This window comes from Brevundimonas sp., from assembly GCF_041688735.1.
Classification (GTDB): domain Bacteria; phylum Pseudomonadota; class Alphaproteobacteria; order Caulobacterales; family Caulobacteraceae; genus Brevundimonas.
Genome location: NZ_JBDNHO010000032.1, coordinates 1 through 10,120 on the forward strand (window position 1 = coordinate 1; position 10,120 = coordinate 10,120).

Consider the following 10,120-nt stretch of genomic DNA (forward strand, 5'->3'; position numbering starts at 1 on the left):
CACCTCGTCCGTCGTCGCGGCCCGGGCCGTATCGCCCGCCAGCCGGCGCTTGCCCGCCTCCATGAACTCCTTGGACCACACGTAGTACAGGCTCTGGGCGATACCCTCCTTGCGGCAAAGCTCAGCGATGCTGTCCTCCCCACTGTGGATCGGCGTCCAAAGTGTGACCCTGTCAGCTTTGGACGAGTAACTGATCCAACTCGATTGTCGAGCGCGAGTTATCGTATGATCAGCACCGCTTGGGACCCCGCCCAAGACAGTCTTTCCTCAATCTCGCCAGTAGCTTACCGGCATGATGATGGGGGTCCCGCCTTGGATGCCGATTCACACCCGATGGACTTCGAAAGGCAGACGGTTGTAGCTTAACCGGGTGTCCACGAAACCGGGTGAAGCTCAAAATCCTTTAGCAGACGCCTCTACCCCTCGCGTGGACAAGCGATAGCTTCTAAGGGCAGGAACAGCAGATAAATCACGGGGGTCTTTTTGATGGCTTGGTTTGACGGCGTCCTTGGGAACGCGAGCGGGGTTACGGCTGAGGAAGCGACAAAAGAGTTTGGACCAGTTCTCGGTCAGGGTGAACGCGTCGTGATCGCCTACAAACTGGTGCGCGATTACGTTGTTTTTACTGACCTCCGGCTGCTGCTGGTCGACAAGCAAGGTATCACCGGTAAGAAGATCGAATTCCATTCGATCCCCTACAAGAGCATCTCGCACTTCAGCGTCGAAACTGCCGGCACCTTTGACTTCGACGCCGAACTGAAGCTTTGGATCTCCAGCGCGGTCACCCCGATCCAGAAGCGCTTTTCGAGGGCCGTAAACATATTTGAAGTCCAAGCACTGCTGGCCAAGGCAGTCTGCGGGACGTCCGGGTCCTGATCATTTGTTAATCGCAATGAACACCTGGCTCAGTGCACTTTTCATGATCTGCACTGAACCGGGCGAGACCTTCACCTGCACGCCAACCCGGGTGTGGGACGGTGACGGGCCGATCTGGTGTGCGGAAGGTCCACGCATTCGATTGTCGGGCATCGCCGCGCGCGAGATGGATGGAAGCTGCAGACCAGGACATCCTTGTCCCAGAGCTTCGGCTGAAGAGGCCCGTGATGCGCTGGTTAGCCTAATCGGAAGACGGGTCGGCGTGGCCTCTCAGGGCCATATACTGGTGAGCGGCCCGGCCCTGACCTGCCGGTCAGAAGGAAGCGCCGGGGGCTCTCGGACGGCCGCCTGGTGCGTCTCGCCTCGGTCTGGGGATCTTTCCTGCGCGATGGTCCGGGGCGGCTGGGCGCTTCGATGGGATCGGTATTGGCGCAACCATCGCTGCTGACACTCTCAACGGTCCCGTCAAAGGTCGGGCCAGCTCCATCTTAGTTGAAAAAGCGGGCGGTCTCGTCGGCTTCGGCGTCGTCCGGGATGCTGACGCGCGAATCATCCACCGGGGTCGCCGCCAGCTTGCTCAGGACTGCGGAATAGGCACTCAACGCCGTGATCCCGATGGCAGGATCAGAGTCGATCCGTGACCGCAGGACGCTGGCCAGCTGAACCAGCGCGCGGTGCGAACTGGTCAGCCATGGCAGCTCGGCTCGAAACTCTCGCCACGCTTCCGCCTGGGGCGGTGTCATACGGGCGAACGGCTCACCTAAAGGCCGGGGTCGCGCCGGGGCCTGCCTGCCTCGAAACCGCGCCGGGTTCCTTAGATCAGCGCCGCTGACCAGCGCCTTCGCAGTCGGAATTCTTGATCGTGCCATAGGGTCGAAGCCTCAATCGTGGCTGTGAGAGAATCTGGTCATCGCCGGTGTCCAGGGACAGGGGTGGAGCGATCTCCCGCCCCCCCCTCCCGCATGCGCGCGAGGAATCTGAGTTAGCGAACACTCCATTGGACCGCGCCGCCTTCCGTCAGAGAGGCTGAAGGTTCTGCTCCGCCCCCCCGCCGTGTCATTCGAACGGCCGGCGGTGTTACGATTTATGATCTTGTCGTTGCCCCGCTGGTGTCCGTCAGACGGGCGGTAGCCGTTTCCCGGCCCCCCCATCACTGGTCCGCCTCCACCAAGCCGAGTCGGACGGCTTCGACTCGCGCGCCCTCCAGGGCCGCGATCATTTCGGGGATGCGGCGGGCGTCGATCGTTGCGCCCTTCTTGGTCGGGCCTCGGCTGTTGCGCTCGATGTCGGCACGGAAGATCGGCGGCTGCGGGCTCATGCTCGCTCCTGTTTCAGGCTGGGTTGTTTGGAGATCAGGCCGTCGTTCGCCGCAGGTTTCTCTGCTTGGTTGAGGCCGATTTTTTTAAGATGGCTTGCGGGAGTGGGTGTGGTGCGAGACGCCGGGTTCGACGCGGCGCTGTTTGAAGGCTCTGCGCCTCGCCCGGCTTCCCCGACGACGGCGGGCCCTCCCCCCAAGATATAGATAGTAGGTTCACTTGTGAGCGCGGCACCACGTTCACTTGTGTACGCGGTCTGGCCCTTATTCGGCCCGACCACGTTCACTTGTGTACGCGGATCACGTTCACTTGTGGGGGCTTGTGCTGTTTTCCGGCGCTCGGCGAAACCCTTCGCGTACCGCTCGGTCAGGAAGGCCTGAACGTCGGCCTCCGAGACCCGCTTGTAGTCATCGCGGGGCAACAGACCGTCGCACGTCGGCAACCACGTCAGGGCGTATGTGGCGGCATTGGGCCGGCCTCCCTGCCGGAAACCGTCTGACGTGCATCGAATGATCCCGAAGGCCTCCAGCATGTCCAGCGCGGGCTTGACCTTCCGGGGGGAGATACCGCCCTGGCGGAGTTGGCGGTGCGGTGCCAGCAGTCGGCCGTTCTCAGCGCCGCCGTGGCGGACGTGCTCCAGCTTCAGGAAGCCGAGGATCTTGAAGGCTGGGAAGTTGAGCGCCTGATAGCCGGGCGACTCCAGCAGGCTCATGGGCTCGCCGACGAAGGCCTCCTCAAACTTCCATCGCTTCGCCCTGCCGGCGTAGTGGACGATCCCGCCAGTGGAGCGGCCCTTGGCGTCGTGGCGCTTGCCGATCGGGTCAGCCATTGCTCGGCCCCGTCAGCAGCAGTCGGGTCAGGTCAATCCTGTCCTGGGTTTCGGCTTTTTCGCTATCCGCCAGAACATCCTCGTCAAGTAGCCACCAGATGGCCCTGTCGAGGATTTCAGCGATCTGGGTCGGCGATAGCGCTTCAAGCTGACATGTTTCCCCGATCCAGGCCTTGGACCGGCTATCGCTGGCCTTGGCCGGCGCCGTGGGCAGACCGTACTCGGCTACCTGACGCTCGGTCAGGGCGATGCGCCGAAACTCGACGTCGACCAGAGCGTTCGCTCGGTCGGCTTCCACGAAGGCCGCGACGTCTTCGGCCGCAGATTCGAAGATGCTGGCACCGCTGGGGTCGTAATCACCCAGGTGCAGAATGATGGCGGGCTTCCCGGTCGCGCAAATCCGGTCGGCGATGTCCTTCTTGGCAGTCAGGCTGTCGAAGCCGGACGACGAATAGACCTTGATTGAATACCGATGCGCAACGTCGGCGAGCTGGTGGATCATCCCCGCCGCTTCGCACCAGACTTCCGCATGGTAGGGCTGGGCGGCCATCAAGTCGCGTCGGAAGCTTTTCGCCCGCCGCCTGTAGTCCGTCACGAAGGCGTCGGCATCCGCATAGTGATCCATGCGAACCGTGGTCACGCCGTCGTCACGGATGGCGTCGAACGAAAGTGTCCCTCCGCGCCTCGCGTTTACAACGTGATGGCAGAGCGTCTTGTAACCGGCCTCGGTCTTGTCATAGCCGTGGGCGCCGACCAGGCGATAGAACACCTGCCGAACTGTCAGGGGCCAGTGATCCTGGTACTCGTCCAGGACCGCCGCCACCTTGCTCAACAGATCCAGCGTGCGTGCTTGCGGATTATAGTTGGCGATGTAGCCGCGCGGGCGGCCGGAGGATTTACGCCTAGGTGTAGAACCGTCAGCCATCCGCCCGGTCCAGGCAGATGAACCGGCCGCCGATCAGGACGGCGCGGAAGGCCAAAACTGGTTTGCAGGTGGCACTGTAGGGCCGTTCCGTTTTCAGCAGTCTGCCCCGCCGCTCGGCTTTATCGCGGCCAGCCGCGATTTCCAGAACGCTCATGACAGCGCCGCCAAATCCGGCGCGTTCGACCAATCCTGAGAATGTCCCCGACGTTGCATTTCGAGGGTGTTTTCGGTAGGCTCCGATCGTCTGCCGCTAAGCGAAACAATGGAGCCGCTGCCCATGCCCGGGCGGCGGCTTTGCTGTTTCATCAGGCAGCCGCGCGCTCGGCAATCCGGGTATCCACCCAATCGCTGATCTCGTTTTCGATCCAGCCATTAGAGCGCAGGTTCAGCTTTACAGGCCTGGGGAAGGTGCCCGCCTGCATCATCTCATAAACAGTCGATCGGCGCAGGGACGTGCGCTCGATCACTTGGGGGAGTCTCAGTAGTTTCTGCATTTCGCCGCCTCCATTGTTGAGGCGGCTGCTGCCGCCCCTGTTCGGACAGCTACGGAAACTAAACACATCTATGGGACGCGCGACACGAAAAGAGTTCGCTATCGCGGAGAAGACCCGGACTGTTTCAGCGGGGGGAAGTTATCCACATGTGCATGACCTGAGCCCCGCCAACGATGAACCCGCCGCCCCTCCGCCGATCTCGACCTTAAACGCGGAAGGGCCTTCGTTTTCCCGCGTTTCGGCTCAGCCATTGATCCGCACCACGTTGCCGCGATCCTTCGCCGCCACGATCCGCTCGACCTCGGCAGCCCAAGCGTCCAGCGCGTGCCTCTTTTCGTCCTGAAATTGGTGCCGCTGATAGACACCGACCAGCCCGCCGCGCGAGCCTGAAACGTGATTAAGAACCGCCTCCGTGACCTCCAGCCGGACGCCTAGCCTTTGCAGGCCGGTCGCCATCGTGCGGCGCAGATCGTGCAGGACGAAACGCTCCAGGGGCTCGCCTAGCTCCTTCGCCACGGCGGCGAGGATGCGCGTATGCGCCTTGGTAAAGCCGGACACGCCGCGCTCCACATTTGCGCGGCTCGGCAGCAGCAGCGCGGAACCGTCAATCTGGGGCAGCGCCTTGATCACCGTCACGGCAGCGGATGACAGCGCGACAAGGTGCACCTTCCCATTCTTGGCGCGGTCGCCCGGTATCGTCCACAACGCCGCCTCTAGGTCGAACTCGGCACGGGCGGCGCTGAATACCTCGTCGCGGCGCTGGCCCGTCAGGATCAAAAGTTTCAGGGCAGGCCCCCACGGCAGCCCCTCGCCCTCCAGCACCGTCCACAACGCCTTTATCTCGTCATTGCTCAGCACCCGCTCGCGCGGCTTCGGCACGTCCGGCTTGCCTGCGTCCCGGCAGGGATTCACGTCCAACCGGTGCAGGCGCGGCATTGCCCAGCTATAGAACGCGCTGAGCTGAGCGGCGACATTCCGCGCCATAACCGGGGTCGGCTTCGCGCCTCCGGTCGCCACGCCGTCGATCAGTCGCGTGACTTCCGCGCGGTTCACGCTATCCGCCAGCCGGTCGCCAATCTCCGGCAGGATATGCTTTGCGAATATCCGCTCGACCTCGGCAATCGAACGCTTGCCCGCCTTGGCCTTCGCATAGTCGACGAATAGCGCCCGGACGGTGCCAGCGCCCGCGCCGGTGCTCTTGCGTGTCTCGCCTCGCGGGTCGCCGCCGCCCTCTATATCGTTGAGCAGGCTTCGCGCCTTCTTGCGCGCATCTGTCAGGGTGAAACGCTGATCGTGATACCGGCCCACGGTGACGTTGACGGTCCGCGCTCCGATGCGCTTGCGGATGATGAATGTCCGGGTGCCGGATGCCCCGATGCGGATGCGAAGGCCGGAAACCAGCTTGTCGGCATATTCCGCTTGCCCGCGCTCCGGTGCCTTGAGGCCCCTAATCTTTGCGTCTGTCAGACCGACCGCGACCGCCATCCGGGACCCTCTGAATTCCAATCAGCGGGTCCTAATCCTGTTACCTTAGGTAACAAACGGAGGCACATACCCCCGGAAACCGCCGGACGACAATGGACGGCAAATGCAGGATATACAAGGGTTACAGAACAATCCCGGACAGTGCCGGACAGGCCCTAGAAGAACTTTTAATCAGAGGGTCCTCGGTTCGAGCCCGAGAGGACTTACCATCAGCTCTTTCAGGGCTTGGGCCGCCCCGCGCGGCACTTCTTGCAAACCAGCGTCCCGGGCTTGGTGCGGCTGTATTTGAACTCATGGTCGCAGCGCATCTGGGCGAACAGCGACTTGAACAGCTGGATCATAGAGCTGGGCAACCTGTGACGTGGCCTGGATCAACGTAAAGAAATTGTTGTTTCGGGTCAACCTTGATCGCGATCCAGCTAAAGACTGCATTCCCGGCGGGAGTCGTCGTCAAGCCCATCTAATTCGAGACGTGACGGGCGTGGAAATCGCGCCGGAAGGCCTCGAACCGTCCTCCGGCGATCGCGTCGCGCATAGCGGCGGTCAGGGTCTGGAAGAAGGCGATGTTGTGCCAGCTGAGCAGAGTCTTGCCGAGGATTTCGTCGGCGCGGATCAAGTGGTGCAGATAGGCCTTCGAATAGGCTGATGACGCCGGGCAGGGGATGGTCGGGTCCAGCGGGTCCTGGTCCTCGGCGAAGCGGGCGTTCCTGAGGTTGAGCGGCCCCTCCCAGGTCCAGGCCTGACCGTGGCGGCCCGCGCGGGTGGGCAGGACGCAGTCGAACATGTCCACGCCGCGATACACGGCTTCCACCAGATCCACAGGCTTGCCGACGCCCATCAAATAACGCGGCCGGTCGGCGGGCAGCATTTCGGGGGCATAGTCCAGCACCTCGCACATGGCCGCGTGGCCTTCCCCGACGGCCAGGCCGCCGATGGCGTAGCCGTCGAAACCGATCTCCCGCAGCCGGTCGGAGGATTCGCGGCGCAGGTTTTCAAAGGTCGAGCCCTGCTGGATGCCGAACAGGGCCTGGGTTTCGCGCGCGCCGAAGGCGACTTTGGACCGCGCGGCCCAGCGGGCGGACAATTCCATCGCCTCGCGGGCCCGAGGCTCTTCCGCCGGCCAGGCGACGCATTCGTCCAGCTGCATCGAGATGTCGGCGCCGATGCGATCGGCCTGGATTTCGATCGAGCGTTCGGGACTGAGCACGTGTTTGGAGCCGTCGATGTGGCTGGCGAAGGTGACGGCCTCTTCCTTCACCTTCGAAATGCCCGCCAGGGACATGACCTGGAAGCCGCCGCTATCGGTCAGGACCGGCTTGTCCCAGCCCATGAATTGGTGCAGCCCGCCCAGCCGCTCCATCCGCTCGGCGCCGGGACGCAGCATCAGGTGGTAGGTATTGCCCAGGATGATGTCGGCCCCGGTCTGCTGGACTTGCTCGACCGTCATGGCCTTGACCGTGGCGGCGGTGCCGACCGGCATGAAGGCGGGCGTGCGGATGTCGCCGCGCGGCGTTTTCAGCACGCCGGTGCGGGCACGGCCTTCGACGGCGGAGATGTCGAAAGGGAAGGGCATCAGGCGGGCGTCGAGTCCGCTCGCGGCGAGAAAATGGCGGACATTGCGGACATAGCGGACTCTTTCCCTCGGCACGAAGCGCGCAGACGTGCACACCAGACTATTGTAGTCGCCCTCAACGCGGTGCCAGACATTCGCACTGAAGATTTTTCAAGTGTCTGGGAAACTGAGGGAATTTTCAGCCGATTATGCGGGTTTGCGAAACAGCAGCGATCCGTCGCCATAGGAATAGAAGCGGTAATCCGTGGCCACCGCATGGGCATAGGCGGACTTCATGGTCTCCAGCCCGGCGAAGGCCGAGACCAGCATGAACAGGGTCGATTTCGGCAGGTGGAAATTGGTCATCAGCACATCCACCGCCCGAAAGGCGTAGCCGGGGGTGATGAAGATGGCGGTGTCGCCGTGGAAGGGCTGGATGACACCGTCGGGCGTCGTGGCGCTTTCCAGCAGGCGCAGGCTGGTGGTACCGACGCAGACGATGCGTCCGCCGGCCGCCCTCGTGGCGTTCAGGGCGGTGGCGGTTTCGGCGGAGACCACGCCCCACTCGGAATGCATCTTGTGGTCGGCGGTGTCGTCGGCCTTGACCGGCAGGAAGGTCCCGGCGCCGACGTGCAGGGTCAGGGCATGGGTCGAGACGCCTTTCGCCTTGATGGCCTCCATCAGCGCCGGCGTGAAATGCAGACCCGCGGTCGGCGCGGCGACCGAGCCGTCCAGTTGTGCGAACATGGTCTGATAGTCCGTCAGGTCGCGGTCGTCCTCGGGCCGTTTGGCCGCGATATAGGGGGGCAGGGGCATGACCCCGACGTCTCGGATGGCGTCGTCCAGCATCGGCCCGGAGATGTCGAAACGCAGCGTGACGAGGCCGTCGTCGTCCTTGGCCACGACCGTGGCGTCAAGGCGGCCGGGTTCAGAGGCGGCTTGCCTCGGCGCGCTGAAGCTTATGCGGTCCCCCGCCTTGATGCGTTTCCCCGGCTTCATGAAGGCCGACCAGACGTCCGGCGCGTCGCGGTGATGCAGGGTGGCTTCGACGGCGACGGTCAGGGTCTCGCCGCCTCCTTTCCCGATTATGGGCCCGACCCGTTCGCGCACACCCGACAGCCGCGCCGGAATGACCCGTGTGTCGTTGAACACCAGGGCGTCGCCGGGTCGCAGGAAATCCGGCAGGTCGCGGACGATGCGGTCTTCAAGGGTGCCGCCATTGATCACCAGCAGCCGTGCAGAATCCCTCGGCTCGGCGGGGCGCAGCGCGATGAGGTCATCGGGCAGATGGAAGTCGAAATCAGCGGTTTTCATCAGGCGGGGCAATGGCCATAGGGGCTGCCTCCGGTCAAGTGCAGCCCGCCTTGCCAATTTGTAACTGGAAGTCAGGCATCGACCCGACGTTACTGTGTCTAAGCAAAAGCTGGACACCGTCGCCATGATCCATCGATCTCTCGCCCTCGCCGTTGCAGCACTCGTCATGTTGGGGGGAGCCCAGCAGGCCCCGGTCGTGCGAACGGGCGCGGGTGAGGTCCGTGGCGTCTCCGTCGAGGGAGTGGTCGCCTATCGCGGTCTTCCGTTCGCCCGGCCGCCGGTCGGCGATCTGAGATTCCGGGATCCGCAGCCGGCCACGGCATGGAGCGGCATCCGCGACGCAAACGCCTTCAAACCAGCGTGTTTGCAGACCGGTGTTTCCATGCCGGACGAGCCGCCGTCGCCGACCAGCGAGGATTGCCTCTACCTCAACATCTGGACGCCTGAGGGCGCGCAGGTGAACTCCCTGCCTGTTATCGTCTGGATTCCCGGCGGAGGCTTCGAAAACGGATCGACTTCCATCCCGCTCTACGATGGAGAGCGGTTGGCGAGCCGAGGGGTTGTGATCGTGACGGTTGCCTACCGGCTCGGCGCGCTCGGCTTCCTAGCGCATCCAGACCTGACGGCCGAGGCCGGAGGATCGGGCAACTACGGCCTGATGGACCAAATCGCGGCGTTGGAATGGGTGCGGGACAATATTGCGGCCTTCGGCGGCGACGCCGAGCGAGTAACCGTCGCTGGCCAATCGGCCGGGGCTACGTCGGTTAGCATCCTTATGGCTTCTCCGCGTGCCCGGGGTCTGTTCCATCGCGCCATCGGCCAGAGTGGCGGCCTGTTCGAGCCGGTGGCGCTTGCACCGCAGTACCTCCTCGTGAACGCCGAGGCGGACGGTGCCGCCTACGCCGCCACCCTGGGCGCGGCGTCCACCGCCGATCTCCGCGCGTTGCCGGCCGAACAGTTCCTGGGTCCTGCGTCTAAACGGATTGTACATCCCGTTATTGAGCCGCGAGCCCTGCCGAGGCCACCATGGGATGTCTTCATCTCTGGCGAGCAGGCAGACGTACCACTGTTGTTGGGTTTCAACGCGGACGAGGCGCGGTCATTGACGGATGTGTCCGGCGTCACGGCGGCCAATTTCGCCGAGAGGCTAGGCTCAGGACCCATTAAAGGGATTCACACGGTCGTGGTGATCTGATTCACTGGTGGCAGGAGGAGCCTGTCATGAGTGATCTGTTTTGGCTGACGGACAAGCAGATGCGTCGGATCAAGCCATATTTCCCGCTGTCGCACGGCATTCCACGAGTGGACGACAAGCGGGTGCTGAGCGGG

Annotated in this window: 12 protein-coding genes and 2 pseudogenes; 3 read left to right on the forward strand and 11 right to left on the reverse strand. The window is 63.5% G+C overall.

What is annotated here, in order from left to right; genetic code table 11:
- Positions 1–144: pseudogene (locus ACESMO_RS03945) on the reverse strand (IS3 family transposase); the annotation flags it as partial.
- Positions 145–486: 342 nt separating this feature from the next.
- Here ACESMO_RS03945 and ACESMO_RS03950 point away from each other — a divergent pair.
- Complete coding sequence (locus tag ACESMO_RS03950) at positions 487–876, forward strand: PH domain-containing protein (RefSeq protein ID WP_372706882.1); 390 nt, start codon at positions 487–489, stop codon at positions 874–876.
- Between the two features lie 488 nt (positions 877–1,364).
- Here the strand turns inward: ACESMO_RS03950 and ACESMO_RS03955 are convergent, their stop codons facing one another.
- From ACESMO_RS03955 to queA, 10 genes are all read right to left on the reverse strand, one after another.
- Positions 1,365–1,619: a hypothetical protein gene (locus tag ACESMO_RS03955; protein ID WP_372706883.1), complete on the reverse strand. Its 255-nt coding sequence runs from the start codon at positions 1,617–1,619 to the stop codon at positions 1,365–1,367.
- Between the two features lie 407 nt (positions 1,620–2,026).
- The gene (locus ACESMO_RS03960; RefSeq protein WP_372706884.1) at positions 2,027–2,194 is read right to left on the reverse strand and encodes a hypothetical protein; all 168 of its coding nucleotides are present in this window, start codon (positions 2,192–2,194) and stop codon (positions 2,027–2,029) included.
- Entirely contained in the window at positions 2,191–3,021 is an 831-nt protein-coding gene (locus ACESMO_RS03965; protein WP_372706885.1) for a hypothetical protein, read from the reverse strand. The genes ACESMO_RS03960 and ACESMO_RS03965 overlap by 4 nt, the downstream gene beginning before the upstream one ends.
- A complete protein-coding gene (locus ACESMO_RS03970) occupies positions 3,014–3,946 on the reverse strand; it encodes a hypothetical protein (RefSeq protein ID WP_372706886.1) in 933 nt (310 codons plus the stop codon). Before ACESMO_RS03970 ends, ACESMO_RS03965 begins: the two co-directional genes overlap by 8 nt.
- Entirely contained in the window at positions 3,939–4,133 is a 195-nt protein-coding gene (locus ACESMO_RS03975; protein WP_372706887.1) for a hypothetical protein, read from the reverse strand. The genes ACESMO_RS03970 and ACESMO_RS03975 overlap by 8 nt, the downstream gene beginning before the upstream one ends.
- Positions 4,134–4,251: 118 nt before the next feature.
- A complete protein-coding gene (locus ACESMO_RS03980; protein WP_372706888.1) occupies positions 4,252–4,440 on the reverse strand; it encodes a helix-turn-helix transcriptional regulator in 189 nt (62 codons plus the stop codon).
- Positions 4,441–4,683: 243 nt separating this feature from the next.
- Entirely contained in the window at positions 4,684–5,925 is a 1,242-nt protein-coding gene (locus ACESMO_RS03985) for a tyrosine-type recombinase/integrase (protein ID WP_372706889.1), read from the reverse strand.
- 218 nt (positions 5,926–6,143) lie between these two features.
- The gene (locus ACESMO_RS03990; protein WP_372706890.1) at positions 6,144–6,266 is read right to left on the reverse strand and encodes a hypothetical protein; all 123 of its coding nucleotides are present in this window, start codon (positions 6,264–6,266) and stop codon (positions 6,144–6,146) included.
- Between the two features lie 119 nt (positions 6,267–6,385).
- Positions 6,386–7,501 (reverse strand): tRNA guanosine(34) transglycosylase Tgt, encoded by a 1,116-nt coding sequence (gene tgt, locus ACESMO_RS03995; protein ID WP_372706892.1) that lies wholly within the window; start codon positions 7,499–7,501, stop codon positions 6,386–6,388.
- 183 nt (positions 7,502–7,684) lie between these two features.
- The gene (queA, locus tag ACESMO_RS04000) at positions 7,685–8,791 is read right to left on the reverse strand and encodes a tRNA preQ1(34) S-adenosylmethionine ribosyltransferase-isomerase QueA (protein WP_372706891.1); all 1,107 of its coding nucleotides are present in this window, start codon (positions 8,789–8,791) and stop codon (positions 7,685–7,687) included.
- A gap of 166 nt (positions 8,792–8,957) precedes the next feature.
- Here queA and ACESMO_RS04005 point away from each other — a divergent pair, with 166 nt between their 5' ends.
- Positions 8,958–9,986, forward strand: a complete 1,029-nt coding sequence (locus tag ACESMO_RS04005; protein WP_372706893.1) for a carboxylesterase/lipase family protein — start codon at positions 8,958–8,960, stop codon at positions 9,984–9,986.
- A 26-nt stretch (positions 9,987–10,012) separates the two neighbouring features.
- A pseudogene (locus ACESMO_RS04010) lies at positions 10,013–10,120 on the forward strand (IS5/IS1182 family transposase); the annotation flags it as partial.

Coding starts and splice junctions, on each gene's coding strand:
- ACESMO_RS03950 (WP_372706882.1), top strand. CDS start 487: ATGGCTTGGTTTGACGGCGTCCTTGGGAACGCGAGCGGGGTTACGGCT.
- ACESMO_RS03955 (WP_372706883.1), bottom strand. CDS start 1,619: ATGACACCGCCCCAGGCGGAAGCGTGGCGAGAGTTTCGAGCCGAGCTG.
- ACESMO_RS03960 (WP_372706884.1), bottom strand. CDS start 2,194: ATGAGCCCGCAGCCGCCGATCTTCCGTGCCGACATCGAGCGCAACAGC.
- ACESMO_RS03965 (WP_372706885.1), bottom strand. CDS start 3,021: ATGGCTGACCCGATCGGCAAGCGCCACGACGCCAAGGGCCGCTCCACT.
- ACESMO_RS03970 (WP_372706886.1), bottom strand. CDS start 3,946: ATGGCTGACGGTTCTACACCTAGGCGTAAATCCTCCGGCCGCCCGCGC.
- ACESMO_RS03980 (WP_372706888.1), bottom strand. CDS start 4,440: ATGCAGAAACTACTGAGACTCCCCCAAGTGATCGAGCGCACGTCCCTG.
- ACESMO_RS03985 (WP_372706889.1), bottom strand. CDS start 5,925: ATGGCGGTCGCGGTCGGTCTGACAGACGCAAAGATTAGGGGCCTCAAG.
- ACESMO_RS03990 (WP_372706890.1), bottom strand. CDS start 6,266: ATGATCCAGCTGTTCAAGTCGCTGTTCGCCCAGATGCGCTGCGACCAT.
- queA (WP_372706891.1), bottom strand. CDS start 8,791: ATGAAAACCGCTGATTTCGACTTCCATCTGCCCGATGACCTCATCGCG.
- ACESMO_RS04005 (WP_372706893.1), top strand. CDS start 8,958: ATGTTGGGGGGAGCCCAGCAGGCCCCGGTCGTGCGAACGGGCGCGGGT.